We start from the raw sequence: 22,366 nt of genomic DNA on the forward strand, positions 1-22,366 counted from the left end.
GTCCGCCGACGGCGGCCCTGTATTGAACGATGTCGACATCGACGCTCGCCATCGCCAGGAGCCCCGGCCGCGCGTCGCCGCTGGCCACGCATACCGCGCCCGGGGACGGCCAGCGCGGCGTCACCGGGCTCGTCGACGTGGCGGGGCGGGTCGCGTCGTGGGGCCCGCCGGCGCCGTGCGCCTTGCCGTCGCTGCATGCGGTGCTGAGCGTCGGCCTGCTCGGCGAGATCCAGAGCGAGCGCGACGACCGCGCGGGCGGCGCGGTGCGGCTGTCCGGCGTCGCGACCCGGCCGTTCAGCTACCGGCTGTCGGCCGAGCTGCACGCCGTGATCGTCCTGATCGAGCCCTGGGCGATCCCCGAGTGGTTCGGCGTCGACGCCGCGTGCCTCGTCGATCGCCGCGTCGATCTGCGCGACGTCCTGGGCGCCGCGCCCGTGGCGAGGTTGCTGCGGGCGGCGCAGCGCGCCGGCGCGGCGAAGGACCGCCTGCTGGCGGTGCGGCGCTGGCTGGCCGCGCTGACGCCGCGCGCGGCGGCGCCAGCCCCGCTGCGCGACGCCTGGCTCGCCGACCGGGACGCCGCCGGCCTGGCCCGCGCGCTGGGCGTCTCGCTGCGCCAGTCCGAGCGGCTGCTGCGGCGCCACCACGGGGTGACGCTGCGTGAGATGAAGGGTATCCGGCGCTTCCAGCGCGCGCTCACGCGCCTCGATGAGGACCTGTCGTGGGCCGCGCTGAGCGCCGACGCCGGGTTCGCCGACCAGAGCCATCTTTGCCGCGCCGTGCGGCGGTATGCGGGAATGACGCCCGCCGCGCTGCGCGGCGCGGCCGGGGCGAGCCTGATCGCGCCGATGTACCGGCCGCTGGGTTGCCGCGACCGGTTCGTCGCGATCTGACGCCGCCATCCAGGGGGTTTGATCGAGGCGCGATCGCCCAGCGTCCTCGTCGCGCTTTTATGGCAAGAGCTCGGCGCCGGGCGAGCCGCGGCGTGAGATCAGCGCCGCTCGCGCCGCCGCTCGACGATCGCTGTTCCCTGACGGGCGAGAGCATAACGGATGCCGGCCTGGAGATCGCGCTGCGTCAGGAGGTTGCCCAGCTCGATCCCCTGCGCGACCAGCGTCTGGGCGACGTCGGGTGACGCCCCGACGAGGACACACGTGGCGCCAAGGAGCGCGGCGGCCCGCGTGGCCTGGAGGAGGCGGGCAGCCACATCGGCGTCGAGGACCGGCACGCCCGTGATGTCGATGAGCACCGTCTCGGCCCTGTGGCGCTCGATGCCCTGGAGCAGCGTCTCCAGGAGCTGGGCGCCGCGGGCGGAGTCGATGGTCCCCACGAGGGGCACCACGAGGATGCCTTCGTGAACCGGGATGACCGGCGTGGACAGCTCCTGGATGACATCGAGGAGCTTCCGCTGCGTCGCGAACCACGCGAGCTCTTTCTGCACCGCCTCGTTGGCGCGCTTCTTCTCCGTGATGTCCTCGATCATGACCAGGAGATAGCGGCAGACGCCGTGCTCGTCTTTGAGCGGCACCTTCACCATGTGAAGCCACCGCTCCCCGGCCGGCGTGGCGATGCGCGTTTCGGGCACGTCCACGATCTCGCCCTTCTCGATCACGTCCCGATCCATGCGATCGAGCCACCTGGCCTCCTCCAGTCGATGCGGGAAGAGGTCGAAGACGTTCTTGCCGAGAACGCCGCTCCGCGGGGCGCCGAAGACCTTTTCGTAGTGGCCGTTCATCCGGACAACGCGGAATTCCGTCACCTCCTTGATGAAGACCGAGACCGGCACGTGCTCGATGATGGTGTCGAGGAAGCTCTCGATGGGCACCGTCCCTGGCGTGCTGCGCGGCGCAGCCGGGTCGTGGACGCAGACGAGCGCGCCGCGCGCGCCATCGACGCGGAGCTGCGTGACCGAGATCTCGCAGGACGGCGCGCCGGGCGCGCCGCCCCGGAGCGCGATGCCGGCCTGCTCGCGCTCGCCTTCGAGCACGGCGCGGATGCCTGCGAGCACCTCCTGCGCCTCGCCGGCGAGCCCCTCGGGCGACGCGGGCAGGACGGCTGGCGTGTGCGCGAGGGACACCGGCCAGGCGGGGAACGCGCCTTCCGCGAGGATCTGCTCCAGACGGGGATTGGCGCACCGGAGCGCTCCCTTTGCATCGAAGACAGCGGCGGCTACCGGGAGCGCGCAGAGGAGCGGCAGGGGGTCGACGCCAACGTGCGGCAGGGGGCCGGCGCCGACGTGCGGCAAGGGGCCGGCGCCGACGTGCGAGCCGGGCCCATCGAGATCTAGGGTCATTCGGGATCCTTCTACGCGACACGAGCGGCCCAGCGTTCTCCGGGCCGGACGACCCGTCGAATATCCTAACCTTTCAACGCGCTCTCCGGGAATCGTCAGGCGCTCGCCATTATGTAATACACTTAACAATCTCGTGTGGGTAGCGCCGCCGCTCACCCCGAGTTGGTCAAACCCTGCTCAGGCGCGCGACCTCGGCTCGCACCGCTGCTCGGGCCGCTCGCGGCGCAGCGACAAGGACACGGCCTGATCGGGCGGCGTCCGACGCGCCTGGCACGGAGGTTGATACCGCCGCTCCCCGTGGATGCCGAAACCCTCTCTCGGCCGTGTCCCGCCACCGGGCCGCACGTCGCGCCTGGCCGCCTCGTCCTGCCGCTGCCCGATCGCTCGCTGCCCGGACGAGGCGGGCAGCGCGCCCTTCGCGCCCGGATCCACGAAGCGCGCGGGAGACGCCGTGCGCGCGCGTGAGCTCGGCGTCGCGCCTGGCATCTTCGATCCGGGCCCGCTGAACGCGATCACCGACGTGGGCGGCGTGCGCGTCGGGCACGCGACGGTGATCGAGGGAGACGCGATCCGCACCGGCGTCACCGCCGTATTCCCCCACGGGGGGAACCTCTACCTCGATCGCGTCCCCGCGGCGATCCACGTGGGCAACGGGTTTGGCAAGCTCGTCGGCGCGACCCAGGTGCGCGAGCTGGGTGAGCTGGAGACTCCCATTCTCCTCACGACCACGCTTTGCGCGTTCCGGGCCGCCGACGCGCTCGTCGAATGGATGCTGGCTCAGCCGGACATGGAGGAGGTGCGCTCGCTCAACCCGGTCGTCGGCGAGACCAACGACGGCGTGCTCAATGCGGTCCGGCTCCGCCCGATCACCGCCGAGCACGTGCGCGCGGCGCTGGGCTCGGCGCGGGAGGGGCCCACGCCGGAGGGGTGCGTCGGCGCGGGCACGGGCACCATCGCGTTCGGATGGAAGGGGGGGATCGGCACCGCCTCGCGGGTGCTGCCGGCGTCGCTCGGCGGGGCCTGCGTCGGCGTGCTCGTCCAGTCGAACTTCGGCGGCGTGCTGCAGGTGATGGGGGCGCCCGTCGGCGAGGAGCTCGGCCGGTACGCTTTCCGGTCGCAGGTCGAGGCGGCGGCGGGGGACGGCTCCATCCTCATCCTCGTCGCGACGGACGCGCCGCTGTCGGATCGCAACCTCGGGCGACTCGCTGCCCGCGCGATCCTGGGCCTCGCGCGCACCGGATCCTCCGGCGCGAACGGCTCCGGCGACTACGCGATCGCCTTCTCGACGAGCGCGTCGGTGCGGCGCCGCTCCGGCGCGAAGCGGCTCGCGATCACGGAGCTCTCGAACCAGGAGACGTCCGCCCTCTTTCAGGCCGTGATCGAGGCGACGGAGGAGGCCATCTACAACTCGCTCTTCACGGCCGAGACCACCACGGGGAGCGGTCGCACCGTGGACGCCATTCCGCTGGATCGCGTCCGTGAGGTGCTGTCGAGGCACGGCGTCCAGCGGCCGTCCGGCCGCTCCCGCCCTGCATGACGCAAGAGACCGCCGCGGGCGGGCCGGCGCGAGAGCTCGCCGCCGTTTCCCGTGGCGCAGCGAGGTGCTTTTGGCAACATCACGAATCGACCGGGCGCCTCGGAGACCGATCCGGCTTTGGACACCCTCCCTCTATGACCGACAGTCCACGTTACCGCGTGCTGGGGGTGCTGCATCAAGGTGCGGACACGATCCTCTACCGCGCGCGGCGCGAGGAGGACGGCCAGCCGGTGGTGCTCAAGGTCCTGCGGCGCGACCACGCCAGCCCCCGCGCCCTCCGCAGGCTCCAGCACGAGCTCGAGGTCGCCAGGGCGCTGAAGTCGCCCGCGGTCGTCAAGGCCTACGGGATCGAGCCGTTCCGCGACCAGATGACGCTGGTCCTCGAGGACTTCGGCGGCCGCTCGCTCGACCAGCTGCTCGATGGCGACGGGCCCACGCGCCCGATGTCGATCGAGCGCTTCTTCCCCCTCGCCCTCCGCCTCGCTGCCGCGCTCGCAGAGCTCCACCGACACCACGTCATCCACAAGGACATCAAGCCCCAGAACCTCCTCTACAACCCCGACACCGGCGAGGTGAAGATCACCGATCTCGGCATCGCCTCCCTCTCCGCGCGCGGGGCCCACGAGCTCGCGCACGACGGGCTCATCGAGGGCACGCTCGCCTACATGGCGCCGGAGCAGACCGGCCGCATGAACCGCCGCGTCGACGAGCGGACCGATCTGTACTCCCTCGGCGTCACCTTCTACGAGCTTCTGACTGGGACCCTGCCCTTCCAGGCCAGCGACCCCGTCGCGTGGGTCTATTGCCACATCGCCCAGGCGCCGCGGCCGCCCCACACGCTCGTCCCCTCGATTCCACCCCAGCTCTCCGCCGTCGTCCTCAAGCTGCTCTCCAAGGCCGCCGAGGAGCGTTACCAGAGCGCACTCGGCCTGCGCCACGACCTCGACACGTGCTTTTCCCAGCTGCGCCAGAGCGGCGCCATCGAGGCCTTCCCGCTCGGACGGCGCGACGTCTCCGATCGGTTCCAGATCCCGCAGCGGCTCTACGGCCGCGAGCGCGAGGTGGAGGCGCTTCTCGCCGCGTTCGAGCGCGTGGTCGCGAACGGCCGGCCAGAGCTCGTGCTCGTCTCGGGCTATTCGGGCATCGGCAAGTCCTCGCTCGTCGCCGAGCTGCACGGGCCCGTCGTGCGCGAGCGCGGCTCCTTCCTCTCCGGCAAGTTCGATCAGCTCAAGCGCGACGTCCCCTACCGCGCCTTCCTTCAGGCCTTCCGGGGGCTCGTGCAGGAGATCCTGAGCGCGAGCGAGCAGCAGGTCGAGCGCTGGAGAGAGCGCCTCCGCGAGGCCCTCGGCGCGAGCGGCGTTCTGCTCACCGACATGCTCCCCGAGCTCGCCCTGCTCCTCGGCCCGCAGCCGCCCGTGCCCGAGCTCCCGCCCGCCGAGGCCCAGAGCCGGCTGCTCGCCACGCTCCAGCGCTTCGTCGCCGCGTGCGCCCGGAAGGAGCACCCCGTCACCCTGTTCCTCGACGACCTGCAATGGGCCGACGCCGGCAGCCTCCTCTTGCTCGAGCAGCTCGCCACCCTCGCCGGCGACGCACACCTCCTGTTGATAGGCGCTTATCGCGACAACGAGGTCGGCCCCGCGCACCCGCTCCGGCTCACCTTGGCCGAGGTGCAGAAGCGCGGCGCCACCGTCGGCGACATCGTTCTCGAGCCGCTCTCCGCCGCCCATGTCGGGGCGCTCGTCGCCGAGGCGGTCCACGCACCCGAAGCGCAGGTCGAGCCGCTCTCGCGGCTCGTCCACGAGAAGACCGGCGGCAACCCCTTCTTCGTTCTCCAGTTCCTCATCACCCTGCACGAAGAGCGGCTCATCACCTTCGATGCGGACGAGGGCGCATGGCGGTGGGACATCGCCGCCATCCGCGACAAGGGCTTCACCGACAACGTCGTCGAGCTGATGGCCGGCAAGCTCAATCGGCTCTCGGTCCCGACGCGCGACGCGCTCAAGCTCGCCGCCTGCCTCGGCGGCAGCGTGGACCTCGACACCCTCGCGGTCGTCGCGCGAAGGCCGGCGGACGCGCTCCGCGGGGCGCTCGAGGGGGCCGTGCGGGAGGGGCTGCTGCTCCGCCGGGACAGCGCCTATCGCTTCCTCCACGACCGGGTGCAGCAGGCCGCGTATTCGCTCATCCCGCCCGGGCAGCTCGCCGAGGTGCACCTCGGGATCGGCCGGCTGCTCTTGAAGGCACGGCGCGCGGAGGAGCCCGATGAGACGCTTTTCGAGGTCGTCGGCCACCTCAACCGCGGCGCCGCGCTCCTCCGTTCCCGGGCCGAGCGCGACGAGCTCGCCGCCCTCAACCTCCGCGCCGGCAGGAAGGCCAAGGCCGCCGCCGCCTACCAGTCTGCCGCCGCCCTCTTCGCCGCCGGCATGGCCCTCCTCGCGCAAGATCCCCGCGAGCGCTGGGAGACTCGGTACGATCTGGCCTATCCCCTGAGCCTCGAGCGCGCGCACGCCGCCTACGCCACCGGCAGCCTGGAGGAGGCCGGGCGGCTGCTCGAGGAGCTCCTGGAGCGCGCGAGCAACGAGCTCGATCGCGCCGCGGTCGTCGAGCTCGCCGTAAGCTTCTACCAGACCCGAGGGCGGTCCGACCACGCCGTCGACCTCGCGCTCGCGTGGCTCCGCGCCTCGGATATCGATCTTCCGCTCCACCCCACCGACGCGCAGGTCAAAGAAGAGACCGAGAGCCTCTGGCAAGCCCTCGGCGATCGGGCGATCGAGGACCTCATCCGCCTGCCTCCCATGGAGCACCCGAAGTGCAAGGTCGTGATGGCGGTGCTGCAAGCCGTGGCCGGCCCCGCGATCTTCGTGGACCAGGACCTGCACTACCTCATCGTCCTGCGCCAGGTGAAGCTCGGCCTGCGCTACGGCAACGCGGAGAGCTCCGCCCACGCGTACGCGGCCTTCGCACGGCTGTTCGGCCCGCGGTTCGGGCGATACCGCGAGGCCTACAAGTTCGGCAAGCTCGGCTACGACCTCGCGGACAGGAGCGAACTCCTCACCGTGAAGTCGCTGGTATTCACCATCTTCGGACAGCAAGTCGTCTTCTGGACACGCCACTACCGGGAGACGTACCCCTACACGCGCGCCGGGTTCAGCGCCGCGGTCGAGTCCGGCGATATGCGCATGGCGTGCTTCAACTGCGTCTGGGCTCCGCTGTTCCCGCTGCTCGCCGGCGAGCCGCTGGAGGACGTCCTCCACGAGGTCGAGGAGCGCAGCCGCTTCGTGCGCAAGGCCGGTTACGCGTTCGCCTACGGCGTCCTGGCCAGCGCCCACGCCGTCATCCAGACGCTGCGCGGGAGGCCGGTCCGCTTCTCGACGCTCGACGGCTCCGAGCTGGATCCGCCGGCCTTCGAGGCGCGGCTCGACGAGGGGGATATGCGGGGCGCCCGCGGCCTCCATTTCAGCATGAAGGCCCGGGCGCTCTTCGCCCTCGGCTCTTACGGAGAGGCGCTCGCCGCGGCGACGCGCGTGATCGTCGATCACCCCTTCAGGAACGAGCCCTACGCGCTCATCGCCGAGAACTGCTATGTTCACGCGCTCGCGCTCGCGGCCCTCGCCGACGGTGGCGCGCCCGAGCCGCCCAAGCCGCACGAAGCGCGGCGGTCGCCGGCGCAGGAGCTGCCCGAGGGCCTCCTCGACAGCGAGCGGCAGCTCGGCGAGTGGGCAGCGAGCTGCCCCGAGAACTTCCTCCACAAACACGCCCTGGTCCGCGCCGAGATCGCCCGGCTCCTCGGGCATGAGCCCGAGGCCATCCGGCTCTACGAGCAGGCCATCTCCTCGGCGCGGGAGAACGGCTTCGTCCAGCACGAGGCCATCGCCAGCGAGCTCGCCGCCCGGTTCTACCGCGATCGCGGCCTGTCCACGCCCGCCGACGCCTACCTGCGGGACGCCCGCGCCGCCTACTTCCGCTGGGGCGCCCACGCCAAGGTCGAGCAGCTCGACCAGCGGTATCCCTTCCTCGTCGAGCGAAAGCCGATCGCCCCCACCGTCACCTTCGCCGTCCGGGCCGAGCAGTTCGACGTCCTCTCCATCGTCAAGGCCTCTCAGAGCATCTCGGGCGAGCTCAAGCTCCCGCGCCTGCTCGAGATGCTGCTGCGCATCGTGGTCGAGCACGCGGGCGCCGGAGAGGGGGTCGTGCTCCTGGTCCGGGAAGAGCGCCTGTCGACGGCGGCGGCGATCGCGACGTCCAGGGGCGCGGCGCGGCTGCTCGACGCGGGCGAGGCGGCGGCGCTGCCGCAATCCATTCTCAACTATGTCCTCCGCAGCCACGAGCGCGTGCTGCTCGACGACGCGACGGCCAGGCACCCGTTCTCGGAAGACGAGTATTTCGGCCGCAAGAGGCCGAGATCGGTGCTGTGCCTCCCGATCATGCGGCAGGCCCGGCTGCTCGGCGTGCTCTACCTGGAGAACGGGCTCGTGGCCGGGGCGTTCACCCCCGGGCGGCTCACCGTGCTCGAGCTGCTCACCTCGCAGTCGGCCATCTCGCTCGAGAACGCCATGCTCTATACCGACATCGAGCAGGAGAACGCCGAGCGGCGGCGGGCGGAGCAGGCGCTGAAGGCCAACCAGGTGACGCTGCAGGCCATCGTCGACAACTCCGCCGCGGCCATCTTCCTCAAGGATCGCGAAGGCCGGTATTTGCTCGCCAACCGCCACGCAGGGAACGTCGCCGGCGTGCCGAGCCATGAGCTCCTCGGAAAGACCGACGCCGAGGTCTATCGTGGTGCGGACGTCAAGGTCCTCCGAGACAACGACCGGCGGGTGCTCGACGCGGGCGAGCCCCTGGAGTTCGAGGAGGAGGTGATGACGAAAGAGGGCGAGCCGCGCATCTACCTTTCCCTCAAGTTCCCGCTCGGCGAGAGCGTCATGCCCGGCGTGGTCTGCGGCATCTCCACCGACATCACCGAGCGCAAGCGCGCCGAGCTCGCCGAGCGCTTCCTCGCCGACGCGAGCCGCAAGCTCATGGCCCTCGGCTACGGCGCCACCCTCGAGAGCGTGGCGCAGCTCGCGTTGCCGGCGCTGGCCGACCGATGCGTCATCGACGTGGACCTCGCCCAGGACGCCCCGGGGCGGGCGGTCACCGCGGGGATGCCGGCCGAGCTCGCAGGCGCGGTGACGGACGCCCTGCGGCCTCTGGCGGCGGCGTCGCCGGACCGGCCCGAGATAGGCGACGTCCGCGCCGCACCTCTCCTCGATCCGCTCGGCGTTCACTCCTTCCTCCGCGTCCCGCTCCTCGCGCGCGACCGGCGCTTCGGGGTCATGACCCTGCTGGCGGCCGCGCCGCGGCACCGTTACGGCCCCGCCGACCTGTGGCTGGCCCAGGAGCTGGCGAGCCGCGCCGCGCTCGCCCTCGACAACAGCCGCCTGTTCGCCGAGGCCCAGGAGGCGATCGAGCGCCGCGACGAGTTCCTCCTCGTCGCCTCGCACGAGCTCAAGACACCGCTCACCTCGCTCACGATGCAAGCCCACCTGCTCGCCCGGCTCCTGCCCCGCCTCCAGCGCGCCGAGGTCGCTCCGGAGCGCATCGACGCCGCGATCCAGCTCCTCAACCGACAGATCGCGCGCCTCGCCCACCTGGTCAACGAGCTGCTCGACGTCACCCGCCTGAACGCCGGCCGGCTCACCCTCTCTCGCGCGCCCGTCGATCTGGCGGCCCTGGCGCGCGAGGTCGTCGAGCGGATGCACCAGCAGCTCACCGACGCCCGCTGCCGCACCCAGCTCGAGCTGGACGAGCCCGTGATGGGACACTGGGATCCGTCTCGCATGGAGCAGGTCCTCATCAACCTCCTGTCCAACGCGCTCAAATACGGCGCGGGAGGCCTCATTCACGTCATCGCGCGCCGCGAGGGCGCTCGCGCCGTGCTCGTCGTCCGCGATCATGGCATGGGCATCGCGGAGGCCGACCAGGCGAGGATCTTCGAGCGCTTCGAGCGCGCCGTCTCCGTCCGCAACTTCGGCGGCCTCGGCCTCGGCCTCTACATCGTTCGATGGATCGTCACCTCCCACGGCGGTACCATCCGCGTCGAGAGCAAGCCGGGCGCAGGCGCCACGTTCATCGTCGAGCTGCCTTTGCACCCGCCGGAGGCGGAGACGGAAGGCCAGGGCACCTTTCTCCCGCCGGCATGAGCGTTCACCGGGAGCCGAAGCCGGCGCTGCTCCGCGCCGTTTGCTCGTGACGGGTCGCAGCGCTTTTGGCAATGTACCAAGTTGAACCGCAGCACGCCGCTGGCGTCCCGGCTTTCAAAGATCCTCCTATGCCCCATAGTCCACGTTACCGCGTGCTGGAGGTGCTGCACCAGGGTGCGGACACGATCCTCTACCGCGCGCAGCGCGAGGAGGACGGCCGGCCGGTGGTGCTCAAGGTCCTGCGGCGCGATCACGCGAGCCCCCGCGCCCTCGGCAGGCTCCAGCACGAGCTCGAGGTCGCCAGAGCGCTCGCTTCGCCGGTCATCGCCAGGGCCTACGGGATCGAGCCGTTCCGCGACCAGATGACCCTGGTCCTCGAGGACTTCGGCGGCCGCTCGCTCGACCGGCTGCTCGATGGCGACGGGCCCATGCGCCCGATGCGCCCGATGTCGATCGAGCGCTTCTTCCCCCTCGCCCTCCGCCTCGCTGCCGCGCTCGCAGAGCTCCACCGACACCACGTCATCCACAAGGACATCAAGCCCCAGAACCTCCTCTACAACCCCGACACCGGCGAGGTGAAGATCACCGATCTCGGCATCGCCTCCCTCTCCGCGCGCGGGGCCCACGAGCTCGCGCACGACGGGCTCATCGAGGGCACGCTCGCCTACATGGCGCCGGAGCAGACCGGCCGCATGAACCGCCGCGTCGACGAGCGGACCGATCTGTACTCCCTCGGCGTCACCTTCTACGAGCTTCTGACTGGGACCCTGCCCTTCCAGGCCAGCGACCCCGTCGCGTGGGTCTATTGCCACATCGCCCAGGCGCCGCGGCCGCCCCACACGCTCGTCCCCTCGATTCCACCCCAGCTCTCCGCCGTCGTCCTCAAGCTGCTCTCCAAGGCCGCCGAGGAGCGTTACCAGAGCGCACTCGGCCTGCGCCACGACCTCGACACGTGCTTTTCCCAGCTGCGCCAGAGCGGCGCCATCGAGGCCTTCCCGCTCGGACGGCGCGACGTCTCCGATCGGTTCCAGATCCCGCAGCGGCTCTACGGCCGCGAGCGCGAGGTGGAGGCGCTTCTCGCCGCGTTCGAGCGCGTGGTCGCGAACGGCCGGCCAGAGCTCGTGCTCGTCTCGGGCTATTCGGGCATCGGCAAGTCCTCGCTCGTCGCCGAGCTGCACGGGCCCGTCGTGCGCGAGCGCGGCTTCTTCCTCTCCGGCAAGTTCGATCAGCTCAAGCGCGACGTCCCCTACCGCCCCCTCCTTCACGCCTTCCGGGGGCTCGTGCAGGAGATCCTCGGCGCGAGCGAGCAGCAGGTCGAGCGCTGGAGAGAGCGCCTCCGCGAGGCCGTCGGCCAGAACGGCAGGCTGCTCACCGACGTGCTCCCGGAGATCGAGCGCCTCCTCGGCCCGCAGCCGCCCGTGCCCGAGCTCCCGCCCGCCGAAGCCCAGAGCCGGCTGCTCGCCACGCTCCAGCGCTTCGTCGCCGCGTGCGCCCGGAAAGAGCACCCCGTCACCCTGTTCCTCGACGACCTGCAATGGGCCGACGCCGGCAGCCTCCTGCTCCTCGAGCACCTCGCCACCCTCGCCGGCGACGCGCACCTCCTGCTGATCGGCGCTTATCGCGACAACGAGGTCGGCCCCGCGCACCCGCTCCGGCTCACCCTCGCCGAGGTCCGAAAGCGCGGCGCCGCCTTCGGCGACATCGTCCTCGAGCCGCTCTCCGCCGTCCACGTCGGGGCGCTCGTCGCCGAGACGGTCCGCACCCCCGAAGCGCAGGTCGAGCCGCTCTCACGGCTGGTTTACGAGAAGACCGGCGGCAACCCCTTCTTCGTTCTCCAGTTCCTCATCACCCTGCACGAAGAGCGGCTCATCACCTTCGATGCGGACGAGGGCGCATGGCGGTGGGACATCGCCCCCATTCGCGACAAGGGCTTCACCGACAACGTCGTCGACTTGATGGTGGGCAAGCTCAATCGGCTCTCGGTCCCGACGCGCGACGCGCTCAAGCTCGCCGCGTGCCTCGGCGGCAGCGTGGACCTCGACACCCTCGCGCTGCTCGCGCGCCGTCCGGCGGAGGAGCTCCGCGAGGCGCTCGAGGAGGCCGTGCGGGAGGGGCTGCTGCTCCGCCGGGACAGCGCCTATCGCTTCCTCCATGACCGGGTGCAGCAAGCCGCTTATTCGCTCATCCCGCCCGGACAGCTCGCCGAGGTGCACCTCTGCATCGGTCAGCTGCTCTTGAAGGGGCGGAGGCCGGACGAGCGCGAGGACACGCTGTTCGAGATCGTGGGCCACCTCAACCGCGGCGCCGCGCTCCTCCGTTCCCGGGCCGAGCGCGACGAGCTCGCCGCCCTCAACCTCCGCGCCGGCAGGAAGGCCCAGGCCGCCGCGGCGTATGAATCTGCCGCCGCCCTCTTCGCCGCCGGCATGGCCCTCCTCGCGCAAGATCCCCGCGAGCGCTGGGAGACGCAATACGCGCTGACCCACGCCCTGAGCTTCGAGCGAGCGCGCTGCGCGTACATCCTCGGCAACTTCGATGAAGCCGAGCGGCTGCTCGATGAGCTCACGGATCGCTCGATGACCAAGATCGAGAGGGCCGCCGTCGTCGAGCTCGCCGTCGCCTTGCACGTGACCCGCGGGCAGAGCGCCCGCGCTGTGGAGCTCGGTCTCTCCTTTTTGCGCTCTTACGACATCCATCTGCCAACCCACCTCACCGACGCGCGCATCGACGAAGAGACCGAGAGCGTATGGAAGGCCCTGGGCGACCGGGCGATCGAGGGCCTCATCCACCTGCCCCCCATGACGCACCCGGAGATCAAGATCGCGATGAGCATCTTGAAGAGCGTGTCCGTCGCTGCGTATTTCGTGGACCAGAACCTGCATCACCTGGTCCTCGAGCGCATGGTCACGCTCAGCCTCCTCCATGGCAACGCCGAGAGCTCCGCCCATGCGTACACCGCCTTCGCGCGGGTGCTCGGCCCGCGGTTCGGGAGATACAAGGAGGCTTATCTGTTCGGCAAGCTCGGCTACGACCTCGCGGAGAGGAGCGAGCACCTCGCCACGAAGCCCACCGTGTTCTTCCTGTTCGGGCAGCTGACCGTCTTCTGGACGCGCCATTACAGGGAGACCTACCCCTACAATCGCCTCGGCTTCAACGCCGCCGTGGAGTGCGGCGACTTGAACAACGCATGTTACCATTGCGTCTGGGCGTCGGTGTTCCCCCTGCTCTGCGGGGAGCCGCTGGAGGACGTCCTCCACCTGACCGAGGAGCGCCTCGGCTTCGTGCGCAAGGCCGGCTACGCGTTCATCCATGGCATCCTCCTCAGCGTCCGGTACCTCATCCAGACGCTGCGCGGGAGGCCGGTCCATTACGCGATGCTGGATGGCTCCGAGCTGGATCAGGAGGCCTTCGAGGCGCGGCTTCCTCCGGGATCCTCGTACGGGGCTCATAGCTTGTACTACAGCCTGAAGGCGCAGGCGCTGTTCCTCCTCGGCTCTCCCAGGGAGGCGCTCGCGGCGTCGACCCGTGTCGTCGTCGATTACGACTGGAGGATGGACGCGTGCGCCGAGATCCCCGAGACCTTCTATGTTCACGCGCTCGCGCTCGCCGCGGTGTTCGACGACGCGCGCGAGGCGCGCGACGCGGCGACCTCGCCAGAGCGGGAGCTCCCCGAAGGGCTCCTCGCGTGCGAGCGGCAGCTCGGCGTGTGGGCCGCGAGCTGCCCCGACAACTACCTCCACAAACACGCCCTGGTCCGCGCCGAGATCGCCCGGCTCCTCGGGCGCGAGCCCGAGGCCATCCGGCTCTACGAGCAAGCCATCTCGTCGGCGCAAGAGGGCGGCTTCGTCCAGCACGAGGCCATCGCCTGCGAGCTCGCCGCCCGCTTCTACCTCGACCGCGGCCTGTCCACGCCCGCCGTCGCCCACCTGCAGCGGGCGCGCGCCGCCTACTTCCGCTGGGGCGCGCACGCCAAGGTGGAGCAGCTCGACCAGCGGTATCCCTTCCTCGTCGAGCGAAAGCCGATCGCCCCCACCGTCACCTTCGCCGTCCGGGCCGAGCAGTTCGACGTCCTGTCCGTCGTCAAGGCCTCTCAGAGCATCTCCGGAGAGCTCAAGCTCCACCGCCTGCTCGAGACGCTGCTGCGCATCGTGGTCGAGCACGCGGGCGCCGGAGAGGGGGTCGCGCTCCTGGTCCGGGAAGATCGCGTGTCGACCGCGGCGGCGATCACCGCGTCGGGGAGCGCCGCGCGGCTGCTCGACGCGGGCGAGGCCCTGGCGGCGCTGCCGCAATCCATTCTCAACTATGTCCTCCGCAGCCACGAGCGCGTGCTGCTCGACGACGCTACCGGGCGGCACCCGTTCTCGGAGGACGCGTATTTCGCGCGCAAGAGGCCGAGGTCGGTGCTGTGCCTCCCGATCGTGCGGCAAACGCGGCTGCTCGGCCTGCTCTACCTGGAGAACAACCTCGTCACCGGCGCGTTCACCCCAGGGCGGCTCACCGTGCTCGAGCTGCTCGCCTCGCAGTCGGCCATCTCGCTCGAGAACGCCATGCTCTATACCGACATCGAGCAGGAGAACGCCGAGCGGCGCCGGGCGGAGCGCGAGCTCCGCGAGAGCCAGGCCACGCTGCAGGCCATCGTCGACAACTCCGCCGCGGCCATCTACCTCAAGGGTCGCGATGGCCGCCACGTGCTCGTCAACCGTCAGGTGAGCCGCGGCCTCGGCATCCCGACAGAGCAGATCCTCGGAAAGACGAGCGCCGAGCTCTTGCCTGCCGCCGCCACCGCGACCATCGACGAGCACGACCGGCGGGTGCTCGACTCGGGCGAGCCGATGGAGTTCGAGGAGGAGGTGCTGATAGACGGCGAGCTGCGCACCTACCTGTCTCTCAAGTTCCCGCTCGGCGAGAGCGTCATGCCCGGCGTGGTTTGCGGCATCTCCACCGACATCACCGAGCGCAAGCGCGCCGAGCTCGCCGAGCGCTTCCTCGCCGAGGCGAGCCGCAAGCTCATGGCCCTCGGTTACGGCGCCACCCTCGACAGCATCGCGCAGCTCGCCGTGCCCGAGCTCGCCGACCGGTGCGTCATCGACGTGGACCTCGCCCAGGACGCCCCGGGGCGGACGGTCACCGCGGTCACCGCGGGCGTGCCGGCCGAGCTCGCAGGCGCGGTGATGGACGCCCTGCGGCCCCTGGCGGCGAGCTCTCTGGATCACGCCGAGGAGGGCGACATCCGCGCCGCGCCCCTCCTCGATCCGCTCGGCGTTCACTCCTTCCTCCGCGTCCCGCTCCTCGCGCGCCACCGGCGCTTCGGGGTCATGACCCTGCTGGCAACCGCGCCACGGCGCCGCTACGGCCCCGCCGACCTGTGGCTGGCCCAGGAGCTGGCGAGCCGCGCCGCGCTCGCCCTCGACAACAGCCGCCTGTTCGCCGAGGCCCAGGAGGCGATCGAGCGCCGCGACGAGTTCCTCCTCGTCGCCTCGCACGAGCTCAAGACACCGCTCACCTCGCTCACGATGCAAGCCCACCTGCTCGCCCGGCTCCTGCCCCGCCTCCAGCGCGCCGAGGTCGCTCCGGAGCGCATCGACGCCGCGATCCAGCTCCTCAACCGACAGATCGCGCGCCTCGCCCACCTGGTCAACGAGCTGCTCGACGTCACCCGCCTCAACGCCGGCCAGCTGACCCTCTCTCGCGCGCCCGTCGATCTGGCGGCCCTGGCGCGCGATGTCGTCGAGCGGATGCACGAGCAGCTCACCGACGCCCGCTGCCGCACCCAGCTCGACCTGGAAGGGCCCGTGGTGGGCAACTGGGACGCTTTCCGCATGGAGCAGATCCTCATCAACCTCCTGTCCAACGCGCTCAAATATGGCGCGGGAGGCCCCATTCACGTCGTCGTGCGCAGCCTGGCCAGCCGCGCGTTGCTCATCGTCCGCGATCACGGCATGGGCATCGCGGAGGCCGACCAGGCCAGGATCTTCGAGCGCTTCGAGCGCGCCGTCTCCGTCCGCAACTTCGGCGGCCTCGGCCTCGGCCTCTACATCGTTCGATGGATCGTCACCTCCCACGGCGGCACCATCCGCGTCGAGAGCAAGCCGGGCGCCGGCGCCACGTTCGTCGTCGAGCTGCCTTTGCGCTCGCCGGATACGGAGACGGACGTCCAGGGCACCTTCCTCCCGCAGGCGTAGGCGCGCGAAGCCTGCTCACTACCCGACTGCTGCCTCAGCCGGCGCTGACGCGCCGCCGTTTGCTCGTGACGGGTCGCAGTGCTTTTGGCAGTGTACCGAATTGAACCGCAGCACGCCGCTGACGCCCCGGGTTCAAAGATCCTCCTATGCCCCATAGTCCACGTTACCGCGTGCTGGAGGTGCTGCACCAAGGTGCGGATACCATCCTCTACCGCGCGCGGCGCGAGGAGGACGGCCGACCGGTGGTGCTCAAGGTCCTGCGGCGCGACCACGCGAGCCCTCACGCCCTCGGCAGGCTCCAGCACGAGCTCGAGGTCGCCAGAGCGCTCGATACGGCGGTCATCGTCAGGCCCTACGCGATGGAATCGCTCGGCGACCAGGCCGCGCTGGTCTTGGAGGATTTCGGCGGCCGCTCGCTCGACCGGCTGCTCGATGGCGACGGGCCCACGCGCCCGATGTCGATCGAGCGCTTCCTCCCCCTCGCCCTCCGCCTCACCGGCGCGCTCGCCGAGCTGCACCGGCGGCACGTCATCCACAAGGACATCAAGCCCCAGAACCTCCTCTACAACCCCGACACCGGCGAGGTAAAGATCACCGATCTCGGCATCGCCTCCCTCTCCCCCCGCGAATCCCAGCATCTCGTCCACAACAGCCTCATCGAGGGGACGCTGGCCTACATGGCGCCGGAGCAAACAGGCCGCATGAACCGCTCGATCGACGAGCGGACCGACCTGTACTCCCTCGGCGTCACCTTCTACGAGATGCTGACGGGCGCCCTGCCGTTCCGGGCGAACGATCCCGTCGAGTGGGTCTATTGCCATATCGCGCAGAAGCCGGTCCCGCCGGACACCCTCGTCCCATCGATTCCACCGCTCCTGTCCGAGATCGTGCTCAAGCTGCTCTCCAAGGCCGCCGAGGAGCGTTACCAGAGCGCGGCGGGCTTGTTGCACGACCTCGACGAATGCTTGGCGAGGTGGCGAGCGAACGGCGACATCCAGCCCTTCGCGCTCGGTGAGCGCGATCGCTCCGACCGGTTCCGGGTCCCGCAGCGACGCTACGGCCGCGAGCGCGAGATCGAGGCGCTGCTCGCCGCGTTCGAGCGCGTGGTCGCGAATGGCCGGCCTGAGCTCACGCTCGTCTCGGGCTACTCGGGCATCGGCAAGTCGTCGCTCGTCGCCGAGCTGCACGGGCCCGTCGTGCGCGAGCGCGGCTTCTTCCTCTCCGGCAAGTTCGATCAGACCGCGAGGGATGTCCCCTACCGTGCTTTCCTTCAGGCGTTCCGGGCGCTGTTTCAGGAGATCCTCGGCGCGAGCGAGGAGCAGGTCGAGCGCTGGAGACGGCAGCTGCGGGAGGCCCTCGGCCAGAACGGCAGGCTGCTCACCGACGTGCTCCCCGAGCTCGATCTCCTCCTCGGCCCGCAGCCGCCCGTGCCCGAGCTCCCGCCCACCGAGGCTCAGAGTCGGCTGCTCGCCACGCTCCAGCGCTTCGTCGCGGAGTGCGCCCGGAAGGAGCACCCCGTCGCGCTCTTCCTCGATGATCTCCAGTGGGCCGACGCGGCCAGCCTCCTCTTGCTCGAGCAGCTCGCCACCTACGCCGGGTCCGAGCACCTCCTGCTGATAGGCGCCTACCGCGACAACGAGGTCGGCCCCGCACACCCGCTCCGGCTCACGCTGGCCGAGGTGCAGAAGCGCGGCGCCGCCGTCTCCGAGCTCGTCCTCGCGCCGCTCTCCGCCGCCCATGTCGGGGCGCTCGTCGCCGAGGCGGTCCACGCGCCAGAAGCGCACGTCGAGCCGCTCTCGCAGCTCGTCTACGAGAAGACCGGCGGCAACCCCTTCTTCGTGCTCCAGTTCCTCATCGCCCTGCATGAAGAGCGGCTCATCACCTTCGACACCGAGCAGCGCGTATGGCGCTGGGACATCGCCGCCATCCGCGACAAGGGCTTCACCGACAACGTCGTCGAGCTGATGGCCGGCAAGCTGAACCGGCTCTCGGTCCCGACGCGCGACGCGCTCAAGCTCGCCGCGTGCCTCGGCAACACCCTCGACCTCGAGCCCCTCGCGATCATCGCGCGCCGCCCGGCGGAGGAGCTCCGCGACGCGCTCGAGGAGGCCGCGCGGGAGAGGCTGCTGCTGCGCCGGGGCTCTGGCTATCGCTTCCTCCATGACCGGGTGCAGCAAGCCGCGTATTCGCTCATCCCGGCAGAGCAGCTCGCCGAGGTGCACCTCTGGATCGGCCGGCTGCTCCTGAAGGCGCCGCACGCGGAGGAGCGCGACGAGGCGCTCTTCGAGGTCGTCAGCCACCTCAACCGCGGCGCCGCGCTCATCCGTTCCCGGGCCGAGCGCGACGAGCTCGCCGCGCTGAACCTCCGCGCCGGCAGGAAGGCCAAGTCCGCCGCGGCCTACGAGGCCGCCGCCGCGCTCTTCGCCGCGGGCCTTTCCCTGCTCGCGCCGGACCGCTGGGAGACGCAGCACGAGCTGACCTACGATCTGACCTTCGAGCGCGCGCACGTCGCGTACATCACCGGCGGCTTCGACGAGGCCGAGCGGCTCCTCGAGGAGCTCCCCCAGCGCGCGAGGACCCATGGCGAGACGGCCGCCGTCGTCGAGCTCGCGCTCGCCTTCTACCTGACCCGCGGGCAATGCGCCCGCGGGGTGGAGATCGGGCTCTCGTGGCTCCGCAGCTGCGACATCGAGCTTCCGCGCCACCCGACCGACGCACAGCTCGATAAAGAGGCGAAATGCGTCTGGCGGGCCCTGGGCGAACGGGCGATCGAGGATCTGATCCATCTGCCCCCCGTGACGCACCCGGAGGTCAAGCTCACGATGGGCGTGCTGCAGGCGATGGCCACCCCTGCGTTCTTCGCGGACGTGGATCTGCACTGTCTCATCGTCCTGCGCAGGGTCGAGCTCAGCCTGCGCCACGGCAACGCCGAGAGCTCCGCTTACGCTTACGCCGACTTCGCGAGGGTGCTCGGCCCGAGGTTCGGGCGATACCAGGAGGGGTATCTGTTCGGCAAGCTCGGCCACGACCTGGCGCAGAGGAGCGGCCTCCTCACCACGAAATCGATGGTGTTCACCGTCTTTGGACAGCATGTCCTGTTCTGGACACGCCACTACCGAGAGACGTATCCGTACTCGCGCGCCGGCTTCAGCGCCGCGGTCGAGTCCGGTGACCTGAACATGGCGTGCCTCAACTGCGTCTGGGTCGCGATGTTCCGGCTGCTCTCCGGCGAGCCGCTGGAGGACGTGCTCCGCGAGGTCGACGAGCGCCTCGGCTTCGTGCGCAGGGCCGGGTACGCGTACACGCACAGCTCCCTCCTCGGCGCCCACGCGATGATCCAGGCGCTGCGCGGGAGGCCGATCCGCGTCTCGATGCTGGACGGGTCCGAGCTGGATCCGCCGGCCTTCGAGGCGCGGCTCGACAAGGGGGATCTCCAGCGACTTCGCGGCCGTTATTACAGCTTGAAGGCCCAGGCGCTCTACGTGCTCGGCGCTCACGGCGAGGCGCTCGCGGCGGCGACCCGCGCGCTCAACGAGAACCCCTTGAGGACCGAGCCACACGCGCTCATCGCCGAGAACTTCTACTATCTCGCGCTCTCGCTCGCGGCGCTCGTCGACGCCGACGAGGAGCGCGAGGCACGCGAGGTGCGGCCCACCCCGCCGCGGGAGCTCCCCGAGCAGCTCCTCGAGTGCGAGCGGCAGCTCGGCGCGTGGGCCAGGAACGGCCCCGACAACTTCCTCCACAAACACGCCCTGGTCCGCGCCGAGATCGCCCGGCTCCGTGGGCAGGAATCCGAGGCAATCCGCCTCTACGAGCAGGCCGCGTCGTCGGCGCAAGAGGGCGGCTTCGTCCAGCACGAGGCCATCGCCAGCGAGCTCGCCGCGGCGTTCTACCATGCGCGCGGCCTCGCCACCCCGGCGGACGCCTGCCTGCAAAAGGCCCGCGCCGCCTATTCCCGCTGGGGCGCTCACGCCAAGGTGGAGCAGCTCGATCAGCGCCATCCCCACCTCGCCCCGCGCAAGCCGATCGCGCCCACCGTCACCTTCGCCGTCCGGGCCGAGCAGTTCGACGTCCTGTCCGTCGTCAAGGCCTCTCAGAGCATCTCCGGTGAGCTCCAGCTCCCGCGCCTGCTCGAGATGCTCCTGCGCGTCGCGATCGAGCACGCGGGCGCCGGAGAGGGGCATGTGCTCCTGGTCCGGAAGGATCGCGTGTCGATCGCGGCGGCGCTCTCGACGTCCAGCGGCGCGGCGCGGCTGCTCGACGCGCGCGAGGCGGCGGCGGCCGAGCTACCGCAGTCCATCCTCAACTACGTTCGCCGGAGCCACGAGCGCGTGCTGCTCGACGACGCCGCCGCGAGGCACCCGTTCTCGGAGGACGAGTATTTCAGGCGGAGGGCGCCGAAATCGGCGCTGTGCCTCCCGATCGTGCGGCATACCCGGCTGCTCGGCCTGCTCTACCTGGAGAACAGGCTCATCACCGGGGCGTTCACCCCGGGGCGGCTCAGCGTGCTCGAGCTGCTTGCGTCGCAATCGGCCATCTCGCTGGAGAACGCCATGCTGTATGCCGAGGTCGAGCGGGAGAACGCCGAGCGGCGGCGGGCAGAACAGGCGCTGAAGAGCAACCAGGCGACCCTGCGGGCCATCGTCGACAACTCGGCCACGGCCATTTACGTCAAGGATCACGAAGGCCGGCTCCTGCTCGCCAACCGGCACGTGGGCGCCATCATGCGCATGCCGATCGAGGCGATCGTCGGAAAGACGGTCGGCGAGCTCTTGCGTTCTCCGGTCGCCGAGACCCTGGACGACCACGACAGGAAGGTGCGCGAGGCGGGCGCGCCGATGGAGTGGGAGGAGGAGCTGCCGCTGGAGGACGGGCTGCACACCTTCCTGTCGGTCAAGTTCCCTCTCGGGGATGAGGTCATGCCCGGCGGGCTCTGCGGCATCTCCACCGACATCACCGAGCGCAAGCGCGCCGAGCTCGCCGAGCGCTTCCTCGCCGACGCGAGCCGCAAGCTCATGGCCCTCGGCTATGGCGTCACGCTCGACAGCGTCGCGCAGCTCGCCGTGCCCGAGCTGGCCGATCAGTGCGTCATCGACGTGGGCGTCGCTGACGGCGACCCGGGACACGCGGTCACCGCGGGCGTGCCGGCCGAGCTCGCGGGCGCCGTGGTGGACGCGCTACGGCCCCTGGCTGCCACCTCGCCGAACCACCCCGAGGTGGGCGACGTCCGCGCCGCGCCCCTCCTCGAGCGGCTCGGCATTCACTCCTTCCTCCGCGTTCCGCTCCTCGCGCGCTACCGGCGCTTCGGGGTCATGACGTTGCTCGCGACCGCGCCCCGACCCCGTTATGGCTCTTCCGACCTGCGGCTCGCCGAGGAGCTCGGGTTTCGTGCGGCGCTCGCCCTCGACAACAGCCGTCTGTTCGCCGAGGCCCAGGAGGCGATCGAGCGCCGGAACGAGTTCCTCCTCGTCGCCTCGCACGAGCTCAAGACACCGCTCACCTCGCTGAAGATGCAGGCGCACCTGCTCGAGCGGCTGCTGCCCCGCTACCGGCGCGCGGAGATCTCCCCGGAGCGCATCGACGCCGCGCTCCAGGTCCTCAACCGACAGATCGCGCGCCTCGCCCACCTGGTCAACGAGCTGCTCGACGTCACCCGCCTGAACGCCGGCCGGCTGACCCTCACGCGCGCGCCGTTCGATCTGGCGGCCCTGACGCGCGAGGTCGTCGAGCGGATGAGACAGCAGCTCGCGAGCGCGCGCTGCCGCACCGAGCTCGATCTGGAAGGGCCCGTGATCGGGCACTGGGACGCCTCTCGCATGGAGCAGGTCCTCATCAACCTGCTGTCCAACGCGATCAAATACGGCGCGGGAGCCCCCATTCACGTCGTCGTACGCGCCGAGGGCGATCGCGCGCTGCTCGTCGTCCGTGATCACGGCATGGGCATCGCCGAGGCCGATCAGGCCAGGATCTTCGAGCGCTTCGAGCGCGCCGTCTCCGTCCGCAATTTCGGCGGTCTCGGCCTCGGCCTCTACATCGTTCGATGGATCGTCACCTCCCACGGCGGCACCATCCGCGTCGAGAGCACGCCGGGCGCGGGCGCCACGTTCGTCGTCGAGCTGCCTTTGCACCCGGCCGAGCCGGAGACAGACGTCCAGGGCAGCTTCCTCCCGCAGGCGTAGGC

The 22,366-nt window shown here is 70.7% G+C and carries 6 protein-coding genes; 5 read left to right on the top strand and 1 reads right to left on the bottom strand.

Annotated features, from left to right (window positions below):
- Positions 1–29: 29 nt before the first annotated feature.
- On the top strand, positions 30–890 hold the full coding sequence (locus WMF12_RS28755) for a helix-turn-helix domain-containing protein (protein ID WP_437850529.1): 861 nt from the start codon (positions 30–32) through the stop codon (positions 888–890).
- Between the two features lie 98 nt (positions 891–988).
- Here WMF12_RS28755 and WMF12_RS28760 read toward each other — a convergent pair whose 3' ends face one another.
- Positions 989–2,290 (bottom strand): PAS domain-containing protein, encoded by a 1,302-nt coding sequence (locus tag WMF12_RS28760; RefSeq protein WP_437850531.1) that lies wholly within the window; start codon positions 2,288–2,290, stop codon positions 989–991.
- A gap of 451 nt (positions 2,291–2,741) precedes the next feature.
- Here WMF12_RS28760 and WMF12_RS28765 point away from each other — a divergent pair, with 451 nt between their 5' ends.
- From WMF12_RS28765 to WMF12_RS28780, 4 genes are all read left to right on the top strand, one after another.
- Positions 2,742–3,827: a P1 family peptidase gene (locus WMF12_RS28765; protein WP_437850533.1), complete on the top strand. Its 1,086-nt coding sequence runs from the start codon at positions 2,742–2,744 to the stop codon at positions 3,825–3,827.
- Positions 3,828–3,961: 134 nt separating this feature from the next.
- Positions 3,962–10,006: an AAA family ATPase gene (locus WMF12_RS28770; protein WP_437850535.1), complete on the top strand. Its 6,045-nt coding sequence runs from the start codon at positions 3,962–3,964 to the stop codon at positions 10,004–10,006.
- 128 nt (positions 10,007–10,134) lie between these two features.
- Positions 10,135–16,185, top strand: a complete 6,051-nt coding sequence (locus WMF12_RS28775; protein ID WP_437850537.1) for an AAA family ATPase — start codon at positions 10,135–10,137, stop codon at positions 16,183–16,185.
- A gap of 146 nt (positions 16,186–16,331) precedes the next feature.
- Positions 16,332–22,364, top strand: a complete 6,033-nt coding sequence (locus WMF12_RS28780; RefSeq protein WP_437850539.1) for an AAA family ATPase — start codon at positions 16,332–16,334, stop codon at positions 22,362–22,364.
- Positions 22,365–22,366 lie beyond the last annotated feature (2 nt).

The organism is Sorangium sp. So ce363 (genome assembly GCF_051520435.1).
Taxonomy (GTDB): Bacteria; Myxococcota_A; Polyangia; order Polyangiales; family Polyangiaceae; genus Sorangium; species Sorangium cellulosum_B.

What these genes read in the sequence shown, in the direction of transcription:
- WMF12_RS28755 (WP_437850529.1), top strand. Translation starts at nt 30, where the DNA reads ATGTCGACATCGACGCTCGCCATCGCCAGGAGCCCCGGCCGCGCGTCG.
- WMF12_RS28760 (WP_437850531.1), bottom strand. Translation starts at nt 2,290, where the DNA reads ATGACCCTAGATCTCGATGGGCCCGGCTCGCACGTCGGCGCCGGCCCC.
- WMF12_RS28770 (WP_437850535.1), top strand. Translation starts at nt 3,962, where the DNA reads ATGACCGACAGTCCACGTTACCGCGTGCTGGGGGTGCTGCATCAAGGT.
- WMF12_RS28775 (WP_437850537.1), top strand. Translation starts at nt 10,135, where the DNA reads ATGCCCCATAGTCCACGTTACCGCGTGCTGGAGGTGCTGCACCAGGGT.
- WMF12_RS28780 (WP_437850539.1), top strand. Translation starts at nt 16,332, where the DNA reads ATGCCCCATAGTCCACGTTACCGCGTGCTGGAGGTGCTGCACCAAGGT.